The organism is Caballeronia grimmiae (assembly GCF_022879615.1).
GTDB lineage: Bacteria > Pseudomonadota > Gammaproteobacteria > Burkholderiales > Burkholderiaceae > Caballeronia > Caballeronia grimmiae.
Window position 1 is genome coordinate 124,208 of sequence record NZ_CP084275.1, and the last position, 24,246, is coordinate 148,453.

The following is a 24,246-nucleotide window of genomic DNA, read 5'->3' on the forward strand; positions in this document are numbered from 1 at the left end:
TGTTGCAATTCCCGCTTGCCGCGTTACGGATGTAACCGGACACGTTCACGCGGCGATACCCGGCAGGCTGTCGACGGTTTGGGTCCGCTCCTGCCGCGCGCCGCCGTGGCCGAGCAGCTCGAGGCGCTTTTGCAGCACGCTCGCGCTGGTCAGTTCGAGGATCTCGGAGAACGCCATGCGCGTCATGGACTTCGGGTCCGCCGCGCGCGCGCCCTGCTCCGCCTTCAACGTGACGATCACCTCGCAATAATTCTCGATGCCCGCCACCATGATGTCGAACCAGCTCAGCCACGCGGCCTCGATGGTCTCGTTCTGCATGAGCAGCTTGCACAGACGACCGATGCGCGTTGCCTGATCGAGCAGGATCACGTCGATCTCGCTCTCATTCGCGGCGAGACGCTCGCGCAGGTCCACGTCCCATCGGACGCTGATCTCGGGAAGAAAGATATAGCGCAGCCCCTGCACGATGCCGATGCGGCTGTCGGCCGAGGGAATCATCGTGAAGCCGTCGATGGCCCAGCCTTCGCCCGGAAAGCCGACGATCTGCCGCACCAGTTCGACCGTATCCGCGATGCGCGTGGGCGCCTTGAAGAGGATCGTGAGGCCGGGACGCGCGTTGTCGGTCCATTCGCCGGGCGGCAACACGCGGCCGACGAACGCATCGGTCTGCGACGCGCCGTTCGCGAGCGAGAACACGCTTGCGGCGAGGCGGGCGGCGTCGAAGCCGGTGTCGGCCTTCACTTCGAGCCCGACGGACAGCTCCTGGCTCGATCCATACCGGCCGAGCACGGGACGCAAAACGATCTCGCGCACGCGCTGATCGCGTTCGAGCAGCGTGACCAGCGGCTCGACGAAATTCCTGAAGCGCGCGCCGACCGGATACACGAGCGACGCGGGCATCGTGGGCGCGCCGTGACCGCGCAGGCGCGCGAGTCCGCCAGCCGAAACCTGCTGTGTCAGGCCCACGAAATAATGATCCACAGCGTCGGCCATCGCCGTTCCTTTCCTGTGTTTAAGCCGCTTCTTCGAGTAGGTCGCAGTGTAGCGATGCGCGGCGCGGCCAAAGCCCCGAGCAGAGCCCCAAAGAGGCGACTATTCGTGGCTTTGCCGCGCCGCTGGTTTTACTGCGCGCTTACCCGCAAGCGGAGCGGCGTGGCGTGGCTTACGGTAAGGTCCGCGCTTACGTTCGTGTCGGGTGACACAGGAAGTGAAATTCGCGCCAGCTAGGTGAAGAATTGGCGACGTGGTTAGTGAAGAGATCGGGGCGGCGCGCCCTTCCCCGACGGACAGTTGACTGCCAAGACTGACCACTCCGGTCAGACCGCCGTCTCTGAAGCGGTACGTTAGTCGAAGCGAGGGCTTGGGATTGGAGTGCCATGTAGCGGCCGTTGGCGAGCTGGCCTGATCGGCCATGAAAGGACGTTCGTCCGGTTCCGCGCTCGGACGTTGAGACGGCCGTTTCACTCATCAAACAGCCATTCGATCTACGACGGCTGGCGCACGGTCGTCGGCCTTTGCCGTCATTCGAGCATCGGCTCTCGTCAGGCGCCTGACCACCGCTTTCCGGCCGTTCGCATCTCAGACTGTCTCCAACGACCGGTCACGCCGTCCGCCAATGCGAACTCCCGACCCACTGCAGCCGCTCGAGTTCCGACCGCCAATGTCCGCTTGGTCACGAGCCGCGGCCGGTGAAATAATGGTCCTGCGCAAGGTTGCCGACGCCTGGATTCGCCGGCCCTGAATGGGGCACGCGCGCGAATCCCATCGGATCGCTGTGAGCTTTGATGTAATGGAGCGGGACGCCCTGCGGAAGGGGCCGCCGCTGCGCGGCACCGCCACCGTTGGCAACTCGCAATACTGCTGACGTTCAAGAAAGCCGCGTCGAACGTCCCGCAAAGGCCGAAGCTCGCACGCCGGTCACCCGACCGGGGTCGGCCATGAAGGGAAATTCCTTGCTTGCGGCGCTTCGCCATTCAAAGGTGGCTCAGTGTTCGTTATCCGCTGCTCGATGCGGATCTGGTCGAAGGCAACTCGGGGTCGGCAAGCGAAAGCGGTCTGGGTAATCGCGGCATCGCCGGCCCTCGCGACCCCACCACACGTTAGAATGCGGCTTTAAGCGCCTTGAGATCATGATGCTCGCGCTCAAGCTGACGCTGGTCCCGCTGTTTCTGCTTGTCGTTTCGATGTCGGGGAAGTGGTGGGGACCGTCGATCGCTGGCTGGTTGGCTGGATTGCCGGTGGTAGCTGGGCCGATCTTGTACCTCTTGACGCTTTCACACGGGTCTGCCTTCGGAGCCCGCGCGGCGAACTTATCGCTGGCGGCAATCCTAGCGTCCGAGGCGTTCAATTTCGCTTATGCGTGGACGTGCCGATCGCGCAGTTGGCCAATCGCGTTAATTGCAGGCGTCGTCGTCTGGTTCCTGTCCGCATGCGGTCTCTCGCTCCTGCCGACCTCGCCTTTGTGGGCCTCGATCGCTGCAGTTACAGCAGTTTGCTGTGGTCAGTCGTTCTTGCCGAGGACTTCGGCCGTTACGGCCGGTGCGCCTCTTTATCGGTTTGATCTGCTCGGCAGAATGACCGCCGGGGCCATTCTGACTTTGTGTGTCACATCGGTGTCGGCCTGGGTCGGCCCAACGTGGAGCGGGTTGCTTGCGGTCTTCCCGCTGCTCGGGATCATCCTTTCCGTTTCGTCCCATCGCGCGCACGGTCCGGCTTTCGTGATTTCGCTATTGCGAGGTATGGTGCTGGGGCGTTTCTCATTCGCGGCGTTTTGTCTGGTTCTGACGTTCGCGCTTCCGTTCCAACGACCCATCGTGGCGTTCCTCGAAGCGGCGTTGCTCGCGATGATTGTTCAATGGTGCACGAGGCGCATTGCAGCGAGGCAAGAACAGGCGTCAGTCGTCGTTGCCGCTGAATGACGCATTGCTTCCCGTGCCAGTTGAGCGTGGCGGATCGGGAGGCGAGCACCGGCCACTAAAAGATACAATCTGAGCGGCCGATTTAGGCTGCATGCGGTCGGCCGCGTCTAGATCCTCGGTGGCCGGTTCGCCTGAGACAGCTGACGTTAAGGGATACCTGACAAGTTATCCGTGCATCCCTTCGGCAGCTTCCGTCGGGATGCCAGACCAACTAAGAGGAAACATGACGCGCGTCCGTCGCCTTGAAATTCGCAATTTCCGCTCGATACAGATGCTCGACTGGATACCGTCCAACGGCGTGAACTGCCTTATTGGACCGGGTGATAGTGGCAAGTCGACCATTCTCGATGCCATTGACCTGTGCCTTGGAGCGCGGAGGAGCGCACCTTTCGGTGACACGGACTTCTTCGGCCTGGACGTCACCCGGACCATCATGATTGCGGTCACGCTCGGCGCACTACCCGACGCGCTGAAGAACATCGACACCTACGGAGAGTTCCTTCGCGGATTTGATCTCGGCACCGGGCTACTTGAAGATGAGCCGCGCGCGGGACTTGAAACGGTTCTGACGCTGAAGCTCGAGGTCAAGAGCGACCTCGAGCCGAGTTGGACCCTCTATTCCGACCGAGGCGCCCGCCAGCAACTGGAACGGCCTCTGGCCTGGAAGGACCGCAGCCTCCTAGCACCAGCCCGAATCGGCACCTACGCAAACACGAACCTTTCCTGGGCCAGGGGCTCCGTGTTGAACCGGCTCACGGAAGAGCGCGCGAACCTAGGCTTGGAACTCGCCGGCGCGACACGCGCCGCCCGGGTCACTTTCGGCGCGCAGGCTGGTCCTCAACTCGCCCAGACCCTGCAAGTGGTCACCCAGACAGCTACAGGCCTAGGCGTAGCCGTCGGTGCGAGCGCTCAGGCGCTACTCGATGCTCACTCGGTGTCGATTGGCGACGGTGCTATCGCGCTCCACAGCGAGACCGGCATTCCGCTGCGGTCGCTGGGCACCGGTTCGGGGCGGCTCCTTGTCGCGGGGTTGCAAAGGGCCGCAGCGGCGGCCGCCACCGTTGCCCTGGTAGACGAAGTCTAGTACGGACTAGAGCCGCACCGGCTCATGCGGCTGCTCGACTCACTCGGAGCGAAGGACGCGACCCAACCGCTGCAGGTCTTTTTGACAACCCATTCACCAGTGACGCTCAGGGAGCTCGCTGGCAACCAGCTTTTCGTCGTGCGCCAGCGTTCGGGTATCCATACGGCCACATGCGCCGGTACGGACGATGGCATTCAGGGCACACTGCGCAAGGCGGCCGAGGCCTTCCTGTCCAAGTCCGTCATCGTCTGTGAAGGCGCCAGCGAAGTCGGATTCGCTCGCGGGATGGACCAGTGGTGGGTCCACTGTGGCGCGACGTCATTTCTGGCCCACGGAGGCTCATACGTGGACGCAGGCGGAGGAACCCCCGTCCAATGCTTCACACGAGGGGAGGCGTTCCTCAAGTTGGGCTATCGCGTCCTCGTCTTCGTCGACGCGGACAAGCCCGTTTCGACCGTCGGACTCGTCGAGAGATTCGTTGCGGCTGGCGGTCAGTACCTCACGTGGCGGCCTGGTTTGGCACTCGAGGACGAGCTATTCCGCCATTCAAGCAATGACGCGGTGCACGCGCTGCTTAATAAGGCGGATGAGATGGTCGGCCGCGAGCTCATGGCCGAGCACATCAAGTCGAAATCAAACGGACAAGTCACCTTGGATGCCATAGAGGCCGAACGGCTGAATGGTGGCTTTACACCTGCGAGCCGAGCATTGCTCGGACTTGCCGCTCGCAACAACAAGAACGGCTGGTTCAAGTCTGTGAGCGGTTTCCAGGAAATCGCCAAGGACGTCGTCGGCCCTCATATACTGAATGCAGAGGCGGGCTTCGTCCAAATTACGAACCAGCTCTGGGGGTGGACCAGTGCCGCCGCCTGAAATCAACATCTTTCAGGCGCGCCTAGGCTCAGTTACCGCCCCAGCCGGATGCGGCAAGACTCAGCTCATCGCGGACGCGCTGGGTCAGCACACCCACAACAAGCCAGTCTTGGTGCTGACGCACACCAACGCTGGAGTTGCCGCTCTGCGTGCTAGGCTCCTGCGTGGCGGCGTCCCGAGTTCGGCGTACAGGGTATCTACCATTGACGGTTTCGCGATGCGGCTAGCGGGCAAGTTTCCGCTCCGCACGGGCCTCGACGCGCGCGTTCTCGAACTGGCCAACCCGAACGCCGACTACCCTGCTATCCGAGGTGCGGTGCAAGGGCTCCTACAGGCCGGTCACATCAGTGACCCCATAACCTCGACATATTCGCGCTTGCTGGTCGACGAGTATCAGGACTGCAACACCGCGCAGCACGCCATCGTCTGTTTCATCGCGCGGCTACTGCCCACTTGCATCCTTGGTGACCCGATGCAGGCGATATTCGGCTTTCGCGACCCACTGGTCCACTGGGAACGTGAGGCTCAAGCTGCGTTCCCGCCCATCGGTGCACTGCAGACGCCTTGGCGATGGCGACTCGCCGGCATGGACGCGCTGGGTGCCTGGCTACTTCAAGTCCGCGCGTCATTGCAGGCTGGCCAAGCTGTGGACCTACGTGGAGCGCCAGAAGGAGTCCAGTGGGTCCAATTAACCCAAGGCACGGAACTTCAGCAGCGACTAGTGGCCGCCCGGACGGAAGCGCCAAACCGAGATGGCCGCGTTCTCGTCATTGGCGCCTCCATCAATGTCAATGGTCGCCATCAACTCACCATGCAGACGCCGGGCGCTACCTCCGTCGAGGCGGTCGATCTGAAAGACCTGGTGAACTTCGCCCGCCAGTTCGATTTGACAAGTCCCAACGCGCTGCGACAAATCGCCGAGTTCGCGAGTTCACTGATGACCGGCGTAGGTGCTGCAAACTTCGTCACGCGAGTCGAAACGATACGAGGCGGCCGAGCCCGCACTACCGCGACGCCTGCAGAAGCCGCGGCAGTGGCGTTCATGGCGGCTCCGAGCCTCACGCGCTCAATTGACCTGCTCCATTCTCTCGCGGACCAACGCGGTGCGCGCGTCATCGACCCGAAGTACTGCACTGCTGTATCTCAGCGCTGAGAGCGGCTGGGGGCGAAGGTGGGTTCATTGGCGCGGCGATTCAGGCCCGCGAGCGAAACCGCCAGCTGGCTCGGCCGCTGGGCCGGCGCGCCGTTGGCAGCACGCTTCTTCTGAAAGGGCTAGAGGCTGACGTGGCGGTCATTCTTGAGCCCGAGCGCATGACTGCGCAACACCTCTACGTGGCTCTCACGCGAGGCGCAAGGCGAGTCGTGGTTTGCTCGTCGACGCATTTGCTCACGCCCGCTAGGGGGCGCTAGCGAACGCTCATTCAACGACCGAGCTCACCCTCTCAGTGGTGGCATTCGGGCCCTCGACGGCCGCTGTGCGCTGCGAATCGGACGTGTGTGCTACCGGGCACCGAGCTTCTTCTTCCGGTCAACATTGACACGCGTGGGTCGAGGTCGAGCGCGGATCGCGGGAAGACGAAGACAGCGAGCAAGTTTTCCACTTCACGGATATCGGCGACCACGACACCGAAACAGTGACGTACGAACGCGGCGTCGGCTGGGCGAAGGCGAGCTAGACTCGAACTACTGAAGTAGCGCAGACCCGGCAGGCGGGATCCTGCAGGGTCAGTTTCCGGTGTACTGATCAGCACGTTTTCTGAATGGATCACTGTCCATTCTTTGCCTTCATACATGGCCGCTTCTGCATGTGCGACGTCCTGTCCTTGCTTTCGCGCTACCGTGTACACGGCATCACCCATATCCGAACAGTACGCCGGCTGCGGTGTAGTGCGGCGAATATCATCACGATGGATCATAAATGCCACGCCTGCTCCAAACACAACGGCTGCGACCACGATAAACCCCAATGCTACTCGCCAGAACGCCACTAGTAGAACCAACAGGATTATCAGTAGAATTCCACCAATTAGTACTTGCATCTTCCGTTTCCAAAACGGTCGCGTGACCGCTGACCGAGTTCCGTTAATTTCTCTGCGTGCTTTGTCCAGCGCAGATCGGTGCGAGCGACCGGCGACCTATTCTTCTCGACTCCGGATCGTATAAGGCCCATCCGCCCGGGCAAGTATCATTTTTGGAACTAACGAACCTCGCGGTATCTCCACCAGCCACACGCCTGATACTTCAAAGGTGCGGATAACTGCTACGTGAAGTTCCAGAAGCCCATGCATTGCGTCTACCGTTTTAGCAATCAATTCAGGAAGGCCCTCGAGCGCATCGCCGGTATTCCACGGATTGTGACCGTGGAGATGCTTGCCCAGACGGTCATACACGCTGATAAATTGCGCTTTGGTAAGGCAGCCGGATTCCCTTCGCTCGAAATGGAAATGATTGCGAGGCGCCCCTTTGGAGCTATGTTCTTGCCGGGCAAAACCGCTACCGGATAAAAGTCTGGGTTGATCCTGCCTAGATCGTTGAATATCCGCTTTACATGATAGTCCTTGGTAAAGTCCTGATTGTTTTCCGCTTTCGCGCGATGCGCCGCGTATGCGGAATGATTCGGGGCTATAGCGGCGAAGGCCATCGCCTCTAGTGCTTTACGCAATTGCAGCGCGGACGCTTCCACATAGCCAACGCCCTTACCATCGCTGAACGATTCCAGGAATGTGGTCGCTGCGGCAAGCCGGGAAGCCGCTTCGCTAACCATCGCGGCGCATATGTCGGTCAGCAGTTGCGTCGAGAGAGTCATCATGCCGACCTTATTGCATTCCGCGAGAAAACTTCAGAGAAATGCAGCAGCTAAATCCTCGCCTTAATAGTCATCGTCGTCGCCTTTGTCAGTACTGGCTGCTGGATCTGATGACTCTTTGTCCTCCATGATCTTACGAAGGCCGGGGAAGTACACGTCGCATCTCACGTTCATCGACGCGCTTCGGCTTGAGCAGCGGTCACAAGCCAAGTAATTGTAAAAATATTGAAAGTCCTCTAAAACTGCGTATCCGCGCTAGTCGCGTACTGGCGGTCGAGCGCTCAAAACCTCCGCCAATATCGCGTCCGGGCTTCCGTAGCACATGCGCATTTCTCGGCAGCCGTTTGAGGGACATGTTTTACTGCTCGCATTGAACGGGCGGCAGGGGACGCCGCGCGGCGCGCGCGATCGCGGCGATTCTGGCGACCCGCTTCAAGGCGTACGCGCGTTCGATTTCGCGCCGCGGACTTGCCGGCGATAGTGTCTACCGAGTGCGATGGGGTCGCGGACGAGGGAACCAAAATGTCAGAGTTAACGGTGATAGTGGTCGCGGCAATCGGCGCTTACCTTGGTAGCGTCTATGCCTTTATGCGACATTCAGGCGGCGTGACAGCACCGGAGACGACCGCGCAGGCATACCGCGACGTGATCACGGTGCTCGTTGATCTCCGAAGTTCCGCCGTTACTGTAAGCTTGAACCCTAAGGAAAGGCCGCGCGAGCGGGAGGATAGGGACGAGGATTGGATCGCATACGACCACGCCTCTTTCCGGTTAGGAAGTCTCAAGGAGAGTACGAGATTTTTGCTTTCGCAAAAAGACTTCGATGCGATTTACGAAGTACACGAGGCGCTCTACGGCGTCCACCTTTCGAAAAACTACCACGACGCTATCGAACCGATTGACAAAGCGATCGAGGTGTTGCAGCAATCGGCGTTCCGATTATTCCCGCGTCGAGCTTGACGAGCGACGTCAACCGAGCGCGGTTGGACCGTGATGGCTTCCCTCCCCACCGAGTAGCCTTGCCGGCCATGCGTGTCTATACCTGCGCACATGCGGGAGACTATACGTTTGAGAGCTGCAGCGGCGGCAGCAGCGCCGGCGTGCAGTCCAGTGGCTCCCCCCAACGACCTCGAGCAATACTCCAAGACCGACATTTTCGAGACGGCGACGAGCCGCGCCCCTGGATTTGCCCCCTGCATGACCGGTCAAGCGGTTACGCTTCGGTCGGGGACGCCCTCATCGGCGCTCTTTTCAGTCTGCTGACCCTTCATTCCCCCGTGACCAATGCCGAGTTGCCGGTCGTAAGGTCCGTCACGAGGTTCCCCGATCGCATCATTTGGTGCAGGTCGCCAGTCTGCATGTCCATTACCGTGTTTTTCCCGGTTTGCATGTACATGTCGCCAGTGCTCATGTTGGTGGTCATGTTGCCGTTCGTCGAGTATTGGTTAAGCTCGCCCGACTGCATGTCCAGCAACGTATAGTTGCCAGCGTATGCAGGCATCATTGCGACGAGAAAAGCTACCGCAAGTCCCGTTCTTGTCGTCTTCATTTTTCCCGTCCTTTTCGTTGTTTGTTTTATGGACAGTGTAGCTGCCTGTCGCCCGCCGTTAGGTACGGTGCCAAACCAATCGCTGCGACTGCATTTCCTCTATGTATCACCCCTTGCGTGGGCGAATCGGCGACCGCGGCGTTGCGTCCACCGGGGCTTTGCCGATCGTGGAAACCTATCCCTCGGGACTTGGCGCTAAGGCTGTAGTACTAAGGCGCTCAAAACGGCGGCAACGGGCGTCCTCGAGCGGCTGCCCGCATTGTCGTTCCAGGTCACCTCTCCCACCTCGTAGAATCTCATGTTCTCGTCTATTCGCAATCGCGAATCTTCGCAGCTTCCATTGCTGCCGTCGTTGGGGACTTCGCCATCAACACCGGAGTGCATCGCGCGTTCACCAATGGTGGGGCTTTCGCATGCCGACGTCATCCACAGATGGGCCCGCTGTGTTCGTTCGGGTACTGCACTACCCCGGTAGAGATGCGACTCTCGCACCTGCTTGGCACTCAGAACAATAACTACACATTGGAGCATATTGAAGATTATGCATATCTCCTGTATACGTTCCCTGCTGATTCTCGCCTCTATGGCTTTTTCCTCGCCAGCACTTCCAAATGACGCTTGCGTCGAGAAGCAGCTAATAGACCTTAACAAGTATGTTGGTGAAGTCCGAGCTAACTTGCCGCGAATCTCGAAATTCCAAGAGGCAACATTCTTATCAATTGTTCAAAGGCGTGCTACTCCTGATATTGAGGTTGCCTCAAGATCGGAACCCACGCGTAGTCCGTGGCTCATTTGGTACTTTTCAGACCGCGTAAGAGCAAGTTTCGAGGCAGCCTCGAAGGCAACGAAGATCACTAACAAAATTGACAACGTGGTCGGCGCTATCACCCTTTCAATTGCATTGAGGGCCAACCTCGAGGAGTATGATCGTCGGACAGACAACGTTGTCGCGCGGGATGTACTTTTCGTGAAACTTTCAGGATCACTAGCGCATCACATTGCGACTTCCGGCGTCGAACAGGCTGTCCGCTGTTATGTCGCCCTATTAGACAAGTAGCGGCTTACCACGTTCCGGCGAATAGGTCGTTGGGCTTGGGCCAATGAAGATTGAGATGGCAAGCTCCGGCAGCAAGGCCGGACGCGAGAAATAGTCTTCGTTGGTGTGTAGACGCTCTGACAACCCGCTGGACATTCGAGAATGTCTTGTTATCCCCAAGACTTTCTGACATGCGTCGATGCGCAGTTTCGACCCCTTGTCGTTAGAAGGACTCCTTTCGCTGCGCGGCGCCGTCGCTGTCAACGATCTGCCAAACTGCCGACTTTCAGAAGGCGTTCGTCGAACGTCCGCAAAGGCCGAAAGGATGCGCCTGCGTCGACTTTCCGGCAGGCCATCAGTCGACAGAGTTGACGGATGGGATGACCCCGCGCTACGTGCCTAAGATTCGTCTTCAGTTAATGTCGACATCGTTCTCAGTTTAAATGAGACTATTGTCGCGCAGATGTTGCCAAGACTGGATCGAACGCAGGCGTGTGCCTTTTTGCGTTCGTAGAAGCGTCTGGCCTGCGGGCAACAGCGCAGGGCCGCAGCCGCGGCTTCGATGAAGGCCAGGCGAGATAGCGGTTGCCATTCTTCGCGTTGCCCTCACCCTTCGTCCTGCCGTTCGACACGCGCCGGCTTTCGACGCAGCGGCAGTACGAGCTGAACTGGCCTGGACGGGGGAACCGCATGATGGTGCCGGTCTCCAGCCGAACGGTACGAGCAAACTATTGCATGAACCGGGGTTGACTCCGCCATAAACAGCCGGCCTCAGGCCAGCCTCCGATTCTTTCAAGAGCCGATGATCTGTTCTTCGGCGAATCGCTTCGGCCTGACACGGCGGCATGGCCACAGGCATCCGTGATCGATGAATCAACTATTCCCGCCGCCGGTGATAAACTTCACGAGTGCTTGAACCGGCTCGCTGAGAAGAAACGAACCTATATTGCCCGCGGCGGCGGCTACCTCTGCCGCTTTAAAGACAGCCTTCATGAACTTGTTGCCTGCTTCGGTGCCCTTGATGGCATCCCGGTAGCCGGGATCAATCAGTGCGTTCCCAATGGCACCATTCAGGGTGTCCATCAGTGAAAATATCCCGGTGATAAAGTATTCATCGATGCTGGCGATTATGAGGTTCAAATGGCGAACCATCTGCAACTTCACATCATCTGGAATATCGCCTGCTTCAATGATCTGCTTCCGTGCTTCCTCGAACGAGATCCGCTGATCGCGCAGCGTCACGCTTGGCGCCTGCATGCTCTCACGTTCGTTTAGCATCGTGACCATGAAATGCAAATGGGTGATCGTCTGCGGGTGAACGTGCGTGAGGAAAGTATCCCATTGGCCGTTAAGATTTTGCTTGGACACGGCGTCGATCAGCTGGTGTTGCACCCCTTTCATGTAGGAGAGGTACGCCGGGAAGACCCTGTTGGTTTCAATGACGACATCTTCCGCGAGCAACAACAGTTTAGCGAGGCGACTAAGCAACTCGTCTTCCTTGTCCGTCTGAAGCAGTTGCCGCCAATGATCACGGCAATTACTCTGCGGCGCAAGGGAATGAATCCCTTTCAAGATTTCGTAAAGGCGGGCTGCGGGATTATCTTTTACTTTTTCGGTCATTGGTAGGTTGTTCGCGATTTGCCCATCGAAGATTATATCGGCCCAAGCTGAGCGACGGGGCGGGCGAACGCCCTAGCCCCGCCATAGGTGCGGAAAACTTGTCACGACTCTCGCTCTGAGCTGGAAGTGGCCATCGGCCTCGGCTGGCCCGCGTCCCGGTCAAACACTTCGCATATTTCCAAGCGTCTGCATTCAGACACGTCGAACGTCCCGTGTGGGTCGTGATGTCTCATTCGCGCTTGCCGAGGTGTCGTTCTCCAGCGCGGGCCGGCGAACGACAGCAAACGAACGTGCAGCAGCCGCACAATCGGTGACCGGCCAAGGTCGGCTACGGCCGACAAGCGACCTGCATCAACAACGCGGCCGACGCGCCGATCGCGTCTTGATACCTTTTTACTGAGTACAGGTTCACCAGCTGCACATATCATGTTAGCGACGAAAATCGGTCCGTCACGACGCTGACACGAACGGCCTTGAACGCGAGCGTCCCTGGTTTGTGCTCAACCGGCAATTGGGATTGGGGTTCTGAGCGCCTGCGGTCCCGCTTCGACCCGGATACCTGGGAACCTTCCATGGCCATTCCGAAGATCGGCTCTGCAGAATGGGTTGAGACCCAGATTCGGCACTACCTCACGACCGGAGACTATGACGGCTTTTTCGTCGGCTGGCCAGGGAAGGCTTTGAATAACACTGCTTCGCGCGCCACACAGCAGTTGCGCGCTGCGCTCATCGCTGACACTCTGCTCCGCGCGAGGGATTTAATAGGAAGAGGCGCGACATGTGCCGGCGAACGTGCTGACCTCGGTGTTGCCCGCGGATTCCGCGCGCAAGATCGACACGGCATCGGCCAGATAAGCGTCGGGCTAGTGCGGTCGATAAGCATCGAGCAGGCCTTGCACGATGTCCGCCGACACGTAATGCGGCCCGTCGAAGAGATACGTCTTGTAGCCGCGATACGCATCGATCTGCGGCTTCAGCTCTTCGACGGTCGCCGAGCGGAAACCGCCGCCCATTTGCGGCCTGAACGCCTCCGCGATGATCCGCACGCGCTTGCGCCCGAGCTTCGCCGCAAGCTGATCCGCATATTCCCGCGCAATCTTCGGCTCGCGTGCATACACGCCGCATCCGTCCTGGAGCAACACGCCCACATCGCGCGGCAACCACTGATCGAGCCATTCCGCGATGGCCGCGCCGCCCACGTTCGCGCGGTCATACACGCTGACCCAGAGCGGGCCTGAACAAGCGTGCGCAGCAGCGCAACAATCTGTGCTGCCGGCACGCTCTCGCGACGTGGCTCGACAAGATGTAGTGCCAGCGACGCCGGTTCGGCCTTCTCGTCTGTCGGTACATCCGGCAGCGCGACGGGCAGCAACACCGCCGTGCCACGTGTTACGCCGTCAAACAGGCCCGCCCGCAGTTGCCGGCGCCACTTGAACACCATATTGGGATTCAGTCCATGCGCCTGCGCGAGCTTGGCCACAGAAATACCCGGCTCGCTCGCCGCCACTGCAACTTGCCGTCGGTACTCCGGTGCATAATTCGGTCGCCCCTTGCGGTTCGATGGTCTCGCATTCCGTGTGTCCAAAGTAGTCCCCACCACTTGAAGTAACGGACATCACTTTGGACACCGGGAACAGCTCTGTCCATGCGGCCTTCAAATGACGCTTACAAGACGTGTACGTCGGTGTGAATGCAACCGCACGTTGCGGTGTTGCTGCAGAAACTCCTGCACACGTGCGGTTTTGTGGCTGCTGACGTTGTCGCAGATCACATGAATTTCTTGCTTAGGCCGTTGGCTGGCGATCACGCCGGTGAGGAAGGCGACGAACTGCTCGCTGGTATGCCGTGGCGCGGTTTTGCCGATGACTTCCCCGGTCGCCGTGTTGAGCGCAGCGAACAGGCTCAGCGTGCCGTTACGTTTGTATTCGAAGCCATGGCTCTCGGCTCGGCCTGGCGACAGCGGCAACATCCGGTCCTTACGATCCAGGGCCTGAATGGCCGTCTTCTCATCCACACAGAACACCGCCGCATGAGCGGGCGGGTTCAGATAGAGGCCTATGACGTCTGCAGCCTTGGTCTCGAAGTCAGGGTCGTTCGAGACCATGTGCGTATCGAGTCGATGAGGGCGCACGCCATGCTTGCGCCAGATACGCTGTACCGTCGAGGCGCCCACGTCGCCCAATGCCGCAGCAAGCTTATAGCTGCTCCAATGCGTGGATCCGTCCGAGGGCCGGCGCGTGAGCGTGAGCTTTAGCACGCGCGCCTCGAGCTTATCAGGCGGATGCACGGGAGCTCGTCCAGGATGGCGCGCATACAGGCCTGCCAGCCGCTCGGCCAAGAACCGACTCGACCATCGCGAAATGAAGCGCGAGTCACATTGCAGCCGCTGCATGATCGCCTCGCGTGTTTCGCCGTTGTCAAGCATCAGAATCAGCCGAGCGCGCCGGGCGTCAGCTGCGCGCACCGTCTGGCTACGAGTTGCTGACAGCAATTGTTCGCGCTCGAGCGCGCTTAAATTCATCTTTTCCATGCGTTTCATTGAATACCAAATCGGGTGCTATTTCAATGACGCAACGGACTAGTCTGGGACGTCGTACGGCTTGATGGCGACCGGATACGGAGCTGCCTCGTCAGCCGAACCTCAGAAAATAGCGCTGAGCGGCCCGCTTAGCGCCTTGTATCTGGGAGCCGAAGCTGGAGCCGCTGCGATTGTACGGGAGAAGCTGCACTCACCACTCATTTCTATAGATACGCTGGACAGGATCCGCTTAGTGCTTGAAGACGCAAGTTATTTTTCGCGATGACAACCGAGCCCCCCGCTCGTGAAGCAAGCGTTTTGTATCCACACTGAACCGTTCGAAATATCGATGGCATCACACTCATCAACGGTCGAACGCCGGGCCAGTGGCAAAGCCCCAGGAATTGTCTTTTGCACCTGGCAATTTCGTAATGTTACCAGGCTTCGTATCAAACCACGGCACCGCTACCACTTTGCGCTCGTTTTGGATGTCCGACAGATAAACAGAACACGTTTGATTCGAAACGAAATTTATTTAGGGTTGCAACGGAGTGGTGCGCCAGGCTTAGGGGCGTCTAACCGGAACCATGCACGAAAATCAAAGGGATACCGTGGCGGACCTTCGTGGCGGCGACCGAACGCGGCTAAAGCTCCAGCTCAAGCCCGTTGCAAAAATCAAAATGCGGATTGCGGGGGCGGTGAAACGTTGTCATGCGTCTTTTCGAGCGGCGCGCCGCAACAACCGCCGGTCGGTTTCCCATTCATCGCGGGCTCCGGGCACGATTTGCGTGAAGTCTGGATGACTGGGGTTGAGGAGATAGTTTATTTCGGCAGGGACGACCGCGCTCGGCACCGCAAGCACCGCGCTCGTTCGCTTCTGCACCGTATGCGTCTCACGTCGGCCGTTCTCCGGGCAGCAGTGAACGGGGGTAATTTGGTTCCCACCAAATGTTTGAACTGAACCCCGAAGGTTGGACATCAACCAGAGGGGTTTATGGGAAAATATACGGAGCAAGTCAAGCTTGCGGCAGTCAGAGATTACTGCTCTGGCGAGGCCGGTCTGAAGACTATCGCTCATCGGCATAACGTCGGCGTTTCATCGCTGCGCCAATGGATCGCTGGCTATCGCGCACACGGTGAAGCTGGTGTAGCCGGGAAGAAGCGGGAGTTCTATAGCGTCGAATTGAAGCTTGCAGTTTTGAAGCGAACGCGTGACGAGGGGCTGTCGCATCGACAAGCCGCCGCATTGTTCAACATCCGGCGTTTCAACATTATTGGCCGCTGGGAGCAGCAATATAATCAAGGCGGACCGGAGGCCCTGTCGTGGGGTTCCAGGGGACGTCGCAAGAAGATGATGAAGAACGCTCCATTACAAAACAAAGCGCGGGAAGCCGATGATGCGAGAAGCCGCCAGGAATTGCTGGACGAGCTGTGCTGTCTCCGGATGGAGAACGCATATCTAAAAAATGTATGGTCCGCCCCGGTTTTGCAAGCAGGCACTTTTCATCCGAAGCAGTTTGCGTAAATGTATCCGGCCTCTCGCGAGTCAGCCGCTTTTGACGGCAAGGCCATGATGGGATATGCGCGTCCGGTTCCCGCTAAGCTTCGTCGGCCTCTGAGGCCGGTTTTTTTGAGCCGGGTTTACCGAACGCCGTCGCGCTGTTTCGTCATCAGGTGCAGGCAAGCAAACTATGAAGGGGTTGCAAAGCCTTTTATTGCTGCTGCGGTTGTCGCAGATACAGTGAGCCGTGTCGTGTGAGTACAGCCCAGGCAATGCGTGCGAGTTTGTTGGCCAGCGCCACGATCACCTTGTTCCGGTGTATTCCTTTCGCTTCCATCTGGTTCAGCCAGACACCGAGATGATCTTTGGTTCGATCGAGGTGCAGGACGCACGTTCGGGCACCATGCACAAGCAACTTGCGCAAATATGAGTTTCCGCGTTTGCTGATACCGAGTAGACGCTGTTTGCCGCCTGTAGAGAATTCGCGCGGCACGAGCCCTAGCCATGCAGCCAGATGGCGCCCAGACTTGAACTGCGTGCCGGTGCCCGCAAACGCGGTAATGGCCGTCGCTGTCAGTTGACCGATGCCGGGCACAGACGTCAACCGGGTGGCGACATCGTCGGCACTCGCAATAGATTCGATCTGATGCCGAAGCTGAAGCAGCCGCTCCTCGATGGCACGGTATTCCTGCCACAGTTGGTCAAGCAGACTGCGCATTGCGGGCGTAAGCCCGTTCTGGTCGTCTGACAAAACCGATGGCATGTCGCGGACGAAGTAAGCCGCTCCAGCCGGCAGAGTAAGCCCGTATTCGAGCAGGAACGCACGCGTCTGGTTAATGACGGCGGTCTTGTTGTAGACAAGCCTTTGCCGTACACGATGTAGCGCCTGCAGATCGAGCTGTGCTTCGGTCTTTGCTTGGACGAAGCGCATCGTGGGACGCGAAATCGCCTCAGCTATGGCTTCCGCGTCGACAAGATCAGTCTTGTTCGACTTGACGAATGGTTTGACAAACTGCGCGGGAACAATCCGGACCTCATGCCCTGCAACGGTGGCTTTCCTCGCTAGCCAGTTACTGCCGGGACAGGCCTCCATTCCAACGATAGTGGGCGATGCGCGCGTCAGAAATTCAATGAGACGCTCGCGCGTGAAGCGCCCCCTGAAAATCGGCTTCCCAGTGGCGTCGAGACCGACGACGTGGAATGCCGATTTGCCAATGTCGATGCCCATACGGGCCACGGCAGGTGTAACGCGCTGAGTCATGACACACCTCCTCGGAAGCTTCCGTGTCAGCCCTGATTATGCGACTACGGGAGGGGCGGACCATCCTATTAGCTGAAGGCCTTGGTTCAAGCGAACGAGCTGTCAGCGCGAGAGAGCGAACGCAAATCGTGCTTGAGCTAAGGCAACAATATCCGCTCGCAGGCCTCTTGAAGGTGGCAGGCCTTGCGCGCAGCACTTTCTATTACCAGCAGAAGACATTGCAGACGGCCGACAAGTATGCGGATCTGAAAGTGAAGATTCACACATTGTTCGATCTACATAAGGGACGGTATGGCTATCGGCGGATCACTGCCGCGATCCGGCGCGACGGTCACTTGATCAATCACAAGACCGTCCGACGATTGATGCTCCAGCTGCAATTGAAATCCTGCGTGCGGGTGAAAAAGTATCGCGCCTACAAAGGGCAGCTCGGTCACGTGGCGCCCAATGTACTTGAGCGAAGATTCGACGCGAGCCGGCCGAACGAAAAGTGGGTGACGGATGTCACAGAGTTCAACGTGGGCGGTCAGAAGCTGTATCTGTCGCCGATCCTGGATCTCTACAATGGCGAAATCGTCTCGTATGAGATGGCCAGGCGTCCGTTGTTGAATATGGTGAGCGCGATGCTAGGAAAGGCGTTCAACCGGTTAAATCCCGGCGATAAACCAGTCCTGCATTCTGATCAGGGCTGGCAGTATCGGATGCCCGAATATCGACGTCGCCTCGAAGAGCGCGCAATTGTTCAGAGCATGTCTCGCAAAGGAAATTGCCTCGACAACGCAGCCATTGAAAGCTTCTTCGGTACCCTCAAATCAGAGTTCTACTATCTCAATGAATTCCGCAATGTGGAGGAGTTACGAACCGGTATCGACAGCTATATCAGGTACTACAATCACGACCGTATCAAGATCAAGTTGCAAGGATTTAGCCCGGTGGAGTACCGAGCTCGGTTTGCCAAGGCTGCCTAGTCGTTCACTGTCCAACTTCTCGGGTTCAGTTCAGTTTTTTGATGGGAACCAAAGTGGCCGAGATTGTGGATGGCAAATGCGAGGCACCGGGCAAGCGCCCCAACTTTGCGCGCGAATTCAAACGACAACTGGTCGAACAGACGTTCGAGCCCGGGGCGTCTGTATCGCTGGTCGCGCGTCGCAACGACATAAACACCAACCTGCTGTTCAGATGGCGTCGCCAGTATCTTCAGGGTGCATTTGGGGCGCCGCGTCCTTTGGGGCCTGTCAGACAGGAAGCCGATGGTGACGTTGCATCGTTACTTCCAGTCAGCATTGTCCCGGAAGCCGAGGCCTCGATGCCGGCCCGCGAAGCCGTGTCGGAGGACGCCTGCGAGATCGAATTTGACCGTGCACGCTTGCGCATTCGCGGTAACGTGTCGCCGGATATGCTGCGGCTGCTGATCCGGGAGCTGTCCCGATGATCGGCCTGCCGCCTGGCACTCGCATCTGGATCGCCGCAGGCGTCACCGACATGCGTAGTGGTTTCCCGGCTCTTGCCGCGAAGGTGCAATCGGCACTCGAAGAGAATCCGCTCGGCGGCGACGTGTTCATTTTTCGGGGACGTCGCGGCGATCTTGTAAAAATTCTATGGGCAACAGATGACGGACTATGGCTTCTCGCGAAGCGGCTTTCGCATGGGCGGTTTATTTGGCCCCAGGCGGATGGCGGCAAGATCTTTCTGACGTCGGCGCAGCTGTCGATGTTGCTGGAAGGCATCGATTGGCGACAGCCCCGTCGCACGGCCGCATTGTCCATGTTGTAAACCGCATCGAAGGCTCGTAAACTGCGGTGCATGCCCGATCATGCTCCGCTTCCGGACACCATTGCCGAGCTCCACGCCTTGGTGCTCGAGCAGCAGGCATCGATGGCAAAGATGCGCCAGGAGATCGCCGAACGCGACCGGGAGATTGTTGAACGGGACCAGGAGCTCGAGCGCCTGAAGGCGCAGATCGACAAGCTCAGGCGCATGCACTTCGGTCGCAAATCCGAACAACTCGACCGGCAGATCGATCGGCTCGAAACCCAACTCGAGGATTTGGCAGCGGGCAGCGGCGTCGCCGATGTTCGCCGTGCGCGCGCTCGTGCATCGAGCTCGGGCGTATCTGCAGCATCCCCGAAGGAAGCCTTGGCGCCCCATCTGCCACGCGAAGAGCACGAGCTTGAGCCCGATTCCATCTGCCCGAAGTGCAACAACGCCATGGAGTTGCTCGGCGAGGATGTGTCTGAGCAGCTCGCGCGCGTCACGGCAATGTTCAAGGTCATCCGCACTATCCGTCGCAAGCGGATCTGCACCGGTTGCGGCCATATCGCGCAACCTCCTATGCCGGGGCTGCCGATCGAGCGCAGCATCGCGCATCCGAGCTTGCTGGCCGAGAACATCGTCGCCAAGTATGCAAATCACACGCCGCTCTATCGGCAATCCGAGATCGCAGCGCGCGACGGCGTACGTCTCGATCGGGCCACCATGGCACGTTGGATCGGGCAATGCGAAGAACTCTGCCGGCTGCTGACTGAAGCCCTGCGTCGCTACACAATGGCGACTGCCAAGCTCCACGCGGACGACACGCCGATCCCGGTGCTCGCGCCTGGGAACAAGAAAACCAAAACCGGTATTGTGGGTCTACGTGCGCGATGATCGCCGCTCAGGTTCGAACGAACCTGCTTCTGTCTGGTTCGCTTACTCGCCGGACCGCAAGGGCATTCACCCCCAGACCCATCTCGCCGGATTCAAAGGCATCCTTCAGGCGGGCGGCTATGCCGGCTTCAACGAGTTGAACGAAGGCGGCAAAGTTCGTCTGGCATTTTGCTGGGATCATGCGCGCCGATACGTATTCAACGTCCATGAGACAGCCCCGTCGGACACCACGAAGCAATGGCTCGACATGATTGGCGAGTTTTATGGAATCGAGGCTGATATCCGCGGCAAACCGCCGGATGAGCGGCGACGCGTCAGGCAAGAAAAGACCAATCCATTGCTCGCGGCCCTCAAGACGTCAATGAGGGAGAAACTAGCGACTCTTTGGCCGAAGGCACCGCTGGTCGAAGCGATCAACTACTCTTTGAACCGCTGGGACGGGCTCACACTGTTCTGCGATGACGGCCGCGTGGAGATCAGCAACGTGCTCGCCGAAAATGCTTTGCGCTGCGTGGCCCTCGGCCGGCGCAATTTCATGTTCGCTGGCTCTGACAGCGGTGGCGAGCGAGCCGCCGCAATGTATAGCTTGATCGGCTCGTGCAAGTTGAATGGCATCAACCCACGCGCCTACCTGGAATACGTCCTTACGCACATTGCGGATCACCAGGCCAACCGCATCGACGAACTGTTGCCCTGGAACGTCGCGAAGCACCTGCTTCCATCTGCACCTTCATCGGGTTGATCCCTTCTGTCTGCGGCAGGCTTAGCCTGCCGCATTCTCCAACGCTTGTCCAAAGAATTCTCAACGGCCCTGGCGCGACGCATACTCTGCACCCACGGTAAGCACCCAGGCTTTTTGGGCGGTAAGCGACAGCGGTTCCGGGCCGTCGGCGCTCATCCGTCACCAAAATCACATCAGAGTAGTTGTACAAACTCGGGGATGGCACTGAAAAGATCATCGACGAGACCGTAGTCCGCGATGTTGAAGATCGGCGCCTCAGGATCCTTATTGATCGCCACAATGACCTTGCTGTCCTTCATGCCAGCTAAGTGTTGGATCGCGCCCGAGATTCCAACAGCGACGTACAACTGCGGGGCCACTATCTTACCCGTCTGTCCGACTTGATAGTCGTTCGGCACGTATCCCGCGTCCACTGCCGCACGCGAAGCCCCCAGCGCCGCGCCCAACTTGTCTGCAAGCGGTTCGAGCGTCGCCGCGTAAGCCTCGCCGCTCCGCAAACCACGGCCTCCCGACACGATCGTGTGAGCGCTGGTTAGTTCGGGGCGAACCATTTGGATGATTTCTCGCGACATGAACGACGAAATGCCTCTATCCGCCGCCGCCTCAACTTGCTCAATTGGTGCATTGGCACCCTCAGCTGCCACAGGTTCAAACCCTGTTGTACGGACGGTGATAACCTTGATTGCGTCATTCGACAACACGGTAGCAATGGCGTTTCCCGCGTAAATCGGGCGCTCGAAGGTGTCGGTAGAAACGACTTTAATGATGTCGCTGATCTGCGCGACATTCAGTTGCGCCGCGATACGCGGCGCGACATTTTTACCGTAAGCGGTGGCTGGAACGAGGATGTGCGAGTAGTCGTTCGCTAGCTTCAGCACCGTTTGTTCGAGATTCTCAGCCAAACCTTCAGCGAGTTGAGGAGCATCAGCGAGCAGCACCTTAGACACGCCTGCGATCTTTGCCGCCGCGTTAGCTGCGCCCAGGGCGTTGTAACCTGCGATCAAAACATGGATGTCCCCGCCGCCGAACTTTATAAGTTCTGAGGCCGCCGCCACCGTGTTCAACGTTGCCGCTTTGATCGACGCGTTGTCGTGTTCCGCAATTAAGAGGCTTGTCATCGAATAACCCTCGCTTCGTTCTTCAACTTTTCGACCAGTGTGTTGACGTCTGGCACGATGGTGCCTGCGTCGCGCTTAGCAGGCTCGACGACCTTCAATGTCACCAAACGGGGCGTGACATCAACACCTAGGTCCGCAGGCATCATTGTCACCAGTGGCTTCTTCTTTGCCTTCATGATGTTCGGCAGCGTCACATAACGCGGCTCGTTGAGCCGCAGATCCGTTGTGATGATGGCAGGTAGCTTCAGCCACAACGTTTCGTCGCCGCCATCAACTTCACGTGACACGGTGGCTTCGCCTTCCCCGACCGTGACTTTCGAAGCAAACGTCGCCTGCGGCAGATTAGCGAGTGCGGCGAGCATCTGGCCAGTTTGATTCGAGTCGTCGTCGACTGCCTGCTTGCCAAGAATGACAAGCTCCGGCGCCTCCTGATCGACAAGCGCCTTCAGAATCTTGGCAACAGCGAGCGGCTGCAGTTCGTCTGCCGATTCGACTAGAATTGCGCGATCCGCGCCAATGGCGAGCGCTGTGCGAAGCGTTTCTTGACATTGCGTCACCCCGCATGATACGGCGATCACCTCGCTCGCGAAGCCCGCTTCTTTCAAACGCACCGCTTCTTCTACTGCGATCTCGTCGAACGGGTTCATCGACATTTTCACATTGGCAAGGTCTAAACCGGAACCGTCAGCTTTAACTCGTGGCTTGACGTTGTAGTCGAGCACCCGCTTTACTGCCACCATGATCTTCACAAATATTCCTTCTAACAAGGAGTGCGATGGACGCACCCAATTACAATTGTTCGTCTGCGAGTGCGAGCGTGCTGTCGGCGCCCTTAAGAACAATGTCTCGTTGGTGAAACGCCTCCCCTAGGAAGTGGGCAGCGTAATGTCCGGCAGTCACGAGCTTGGCTGACATGAAGACCGCGTCAGCACCTTGTTCGAGTTTGGTGAGGGCTGCCTCGCCCAATCTCGCTGAAAGCCATCCGCCGATGACCGTCCCTGAAAGACGCAAGAATGGAACAGCCCCCGCGGCACAACGACTGAAATCAGTTTGATTATCCAAGACCCAGTCCAAGGCTTCACGCAGCGCAGAGATGGCCGCTTGCAACCTCATGCCGATCTGGGACAACATCTCATTCTCTCGCTGGTTCATGCGTCGCGCGTCTTGACGCATCCGATGAATCAAAGCTTTCATCGTGGCCCCATTGTCGCGTGCTAACTTTCTTCTAATGAGGTCGTTGGCTTGAATACCCGTAGTTCCTTCATAGATGGTTGTGATTCGTGAATCGCGCAGGTATTGGGCCGCACCCGTCTCCTCGACGTATCCCATGCCTCCATGAACTTGGATGCCATCTGAGGTGATCTGCAGCGCACTATCGGTGCACCAACCTTTCACTACTGGAGTGAGTAGGTCGACCAATGCACCAGCTGATAAACGCTCGTTCGCATCAATGGAGCCCTTCGATTGGTCCATCAGTCCTGCACAGAAATACGCGAGCGCTCGCATGGCCTCGATACGCGCTTTCATGTCCATCAGCATACGTCGAACATCCGGGTGGCCAGCTATTGTGCTGCTTCCCTCGAGTGACGGGCGTCCTTGTTGGCGCTCAAGCGCGTAAGCACGCGCATGTTGATATGCACGCTCCGATATACCCACTCCCTCGAGGCCAACGTTCAGCCGAGCGTGGTTCATCATCGTGAACATGCAAGCGAGCCCCTCATTTGGCTCCCCAACCAGATATCCTATCGCCCCGTCCGCTTCACCGAAAGTCATTGATGCGGTCGGACTCGCGTGGATGCCCATTTTGTGTTCGATCGAAGTACACACTAAGTCGTTCTTTGCGCCCAGTGAGCCATCGCTATTAACAAGAAATTTCGGACATAAGAACAGCGAAATGCCCTTGACCCCCGGAGGCGCTTCGGGAAGCCGGGCAAGCACAAGATGCACTATGTTTTCCGCCAAGTCGTGCTCGCCCCAGGTTATAAAAATCTTGGAGCCGCTGATTCGGTAGTGGTCATCTTCGGGAACTGCGCGACTCGCGAGGGCGGATAGATCCGAGCCCGCTTGGGGCTCGGTTAAATTCATGGTTCCCGTCCACCGTCCTTCAATCAACGGCGCAAGAAAGCGGCTTTTTAGCGCAGCGCTGCCATGATGTGAGATGGCCTCAACAGCGCCCATTGTCAACATTTGGCATAGACTAAACGCCATGTTCGACGACTTCCACATCTCGAGTACCGCAGTTGAGACTAAAGTTGGTAATCCTTGACCGCCCCATTCGACGGGGGCGGGCATACCGTTCCAACCGTTTGCGCAAAAGCTCTCATAGGCCTCGCAGAATCCGTCAGCGGCAAACACGCGGCCTTCGCGCCACTTCGCGCCCTGAACGTCGCCAATGCGATTGAGCGGATCCAGGACTTCTCGGGCAAAGCGTGACGCCTCCTCCATAATGGCCATGACGACGTCTGGTGTCATATCCTCGTTGCCGCGATAAGCGCAAACTTCATCCAGCCTTCCAACCTCCTGCATGGTGAAAAGCATGTCTTGCAGTGGCGTGGCGTATGTTGACATCATCGA

Annotated in this window: 14 protein-coding genes and 8 pseudogenes; 9 read left to right on the top strand and 13 right to left on the bottom strand. The window is 58.5% G+C overall.

Translation table 11 applies throughout. The features are described from left to right. Positions 1 to 45: 45 nt before the first annotated feature. Complete coding sequence (locus LDZ21_RS26885; RefSeq protein WP_244797629.1) at positions 46 to 993, bottom strand: hypothetical protein; 948 nt, start codon at positions 991 to 993, stop codon at positions 46 to 48. A gap of 1,139 nt (positions 994 to 2,132) precedes the next feature. On the opposite strand from LDZ21_RS26885, the gene LDZ21_RS26890 reads away from it, so the two are divergent. The 3 genes and pseudogenes from LDZ21_RS26890 to LDZ21_RS26900 all read left to right on the top strand — a co-directional run bounded on the left by LDZ21_RS26890 (position 2,133) and on the right by LDZ21_RS26900 (position 6,285). Next, positions 2,133 to 2,918 (top strand): hypothetical protein, encoded by a 786-nt coding sequence (locus LDZ21_RS26890; RefSeq protein ID WP_244797698.1) that lies wholly within the window; start codon positions 2,133 to 2,135, stop codon positions 2,916 to 2,918. A 223-nt stretch (positions 2,919 to 3,141) separates the two neighbouring features. Next, positions 3,142 to 4,875 (top strand): annotated as a pseudogene (locus LDZ21_RS26895) (ATP-dependent nuclease). After that, positions 4,811 to 6,285 (top strand): annotated as a pseudogene (locus LDZ21_RS26900) (UvrD-helicase domain-containing protein). The pseudogenes LDZ21_RS26895 and LDZ21_RS26900 overlap by 65 nt, the downstream one beginning before the upstream one ends. A 32-nt stretch (positions 6,286 to 6,317) precedes the next feature. Here the strand turns inward: LDZ21_RS26900 and LDZ21_RS26905 are convergent. Next, on the bottom strand, positions 6,318 to 6,914 hold the full coding sequence (locus LDZ21_RS26905) for a hypothetical protein (RefSeq protein ID WP_244797630.1): 597 nt from the start codon (positions 6,912 to 6,914) through the stop codon (positions 6,318 to 6,320). 269 nt (positions 6,915 to 7,183) lie between these two features. Next, entirely contained in the window at positions 7,184 to 7,684 is a 501-nt protein-coding gene (locus LDZ21_RS26910) for a hypothetical protein (protein ID WP_244797631.1), read from the bottom strand. Between the two features lie 519 nt (positions 7,685 to 8,203). Here LDZ21_RS26910 and LDZ21_RS26915 point away from each other — a divergent pair. Then, positions 8,204 to 8,641 (top strand): hypothetical protein, encoded by a 438-nt coding sequence (locus LDZ21_RS26915; protein ID WP_244797632.1) that lies wholly within the window; start codon positions 8,204 to 8,206, stop codon positions 8,639 to 8,641. 307 nt (positions 8,642 to 8,948) lie between these two features. On the opposite strand, the gene LDZ21_RS26920 is transcribed toward LDZ21_RS26915, so the two are convergent. The 6 genes and pseudogenes from LDZ21_RS26920 to LDZ21_RS26940 all read right to left on the bottom strand — a co-directional run. Next, complete coding sequence (locus LDZ21_RS26920) at positions 8,949 to 9,230, bottom strand: hypothetical protein (protein ID WP_244797633.1); 282 nt, start codon at positions 9,228 to 9,230, stop codon at positions 8,949 to 8,951. A 1,435-nt stretch (positions 9,231 to 10,665) separates the two neighbouring features. Continuing rightward, positions 10,666 to 10,991, bottom strand: a pseudogene (locus LDZ21_RS31460) (transposase); the annotation flags it as partial. 148 nt (positions 10,992 to 11,139) lie between these two features. Further along, positions 11,140 to 11,886: a hypothetical protein gene (locus tag LDZ21_RS26925; protein WP_244797634.1), complete on the bottom strand. Its 747-nt coding sequence runs from the start codon at positions 11,884 to 11,886 to the stop codon at positions 11,140 to 11,142. A gap of 863 nt (positions 11,887 to 12,749) precedes the next feature. After that, positions 12,750 to 13,118: pseudogene (locus tag LDZ21_RS26930) on the bottom strand (hypothetical protein); the annotation flags it as partial. A 92-nt stretch (positions 13,119 to 13,210) separates the two neighbouring features. Beyond that, a pseudogene (locus LDZ21_RS31230) lies at positions 13,211 to 13,486 on the bottom strand (transposase); the annotation flags it as partial. 70 nt (positions 13,487 to 13,556) lie between these two features. Then, positions 13,557 to 14,425 (bottom strand): annotated as a pseudogene (locus LDZ21_RS26940) (IS630 family transposase); the annotation flags it as partial. A 973-nt stretch (positions 14,426 to 15,398) separates the two neighbouring features. Between LDZ21_RS26940 and LDZ21_RS26950 the strand changes: the two are divergent. Further along, positions 15,399 to 15,929 carry a helix-turn-helix domain-containing protein gene (locus LDZ21_RS26950; protein WP_244797635.1) on the top strand — a complete coding sequence of 177 codons (531 nt, stop codon included), beginning with the start codon at positions 15,399 to 15,401 and terminating at the stop codon, positions 15,927 to 15,929. Between the two features lie 187 nt (positions 15,930 to 16,116). Here the strand turns inward: LDZ21_RS26950 and LDZ21_RS26955 are convergent, their stop codons facing one another. Then, positions 16,117 to 17,166: an IS110 family RNA-guided transposase gene (locus LDZ21_RS26955; protein WP_244797636.1), complete on the bottom strand. Its 1,050-nt coding sequence runs from the start codon at positions 17,164 to 17,166 to the stop codon at positions 16,117 to 16,119. A gap of 5 nt (positions 17,167 to 17,171) precedes the next feature. Here LDZ21_RS26955 and LDZ21_RS26960 point away from each other — a divergent pair. From LDZ21_RS26960 to tnpC, 4 genes and pseudogenes are all read left to right on the top strand, one after another. Next, positions 17,172 to 18,134, top strand: a pseudogene (locus tag LDZ21_RS26960) (IS3 family transposase); the annotation flags it as partial. Positions 18,135 to 18,175: 41 nt separating this feature from the next. After that, a complete protein-coding gene (tnpA, locus tag LDZ21_RS26965) occupies positions 18,176 to 18,598 on the top strand; it encodes an IS66-like element accessory protein TnpA (protein ID WP_244797637.1) in 423 nt (140 codons plus the stop codon). Next, complete coding sequence (gene tnpB, locus LDZ21_RS26970; RefSeq protein ID WP_014194162.1) at positions 18,595 to 18,939, top strand: IS66 family insertion sequence element accessory protein TnpB; 345 nt, start codon at positions 18,595 to 18,597, stop codon at positions 18,937 to 18,939. The genes tnpA and tnpB overlap by 4 nt, the downstream gene beginning before the upstream one ends. Positions 18,940 to 18,969: 30 nt before the next feature. Then, positions 18,970 to 20,554, top strand: a pseudogene (tnpC, locus tag LDZ21_RS26975) (IS66 family transposase). Positions 20,555 to 20,727: 173 nt separating this feature from the next. On the opposite strand, the gene LDZ21_RS26980 reads toward tnpC, so the two are convergent. Genes LDZ21_RS26980 through LDZ21_RS26990 form a run of 3 tightly spaced genes read right to left on the bottom strand, consistent with a single transcriptional unit; the run spans position 20,728 to position 24,240 of the window. Then, positions 20,728 to 21,672, bottom strand: coding sequence for an electron transfer flavoprotein subunit alpha/FixB family protein (locus LDZ21_RS26980; protein ID WP_244797638.1), 945 nt, complete (start codon positions 21,670 to 21,672; stop codon positions 20,728 to 20,730). Beyond that, positions 21,669 to 22,421: an electron transfer flavoprotein subunit beta/FixA family protein gene (locus LDZ21_RS26985; RefSeq protein WP_244797639.1), complete on the bottom strand. Its 753-nt coding sequence runs from the start codon at positions 22,419 to 22,421 to the stop codon at positions 21,669 to 21,671. Before LDZ21_RS26985 ends, LDZ21_RS26980 begins: the two co-directional genes overlap by 4 nt. A gap of 40 nt (positions 22,422 to 22,461) precedes the next feature. Further along, positions 22,462 to 24,240 (bottom strand): acyl-CoA dehydrogenase family protein, encoded by a 1,779-nt coding sequence (locus tag LDZ21_RS26990; RefSeq protein ID WP_244797699.1) that lies wholly within the window; start codon positions 24,238 to 24,240, stop codon positions 22,462 to 22,464. Positions 24,241 to 24,246: the final 6 nt, after the last annotated feature.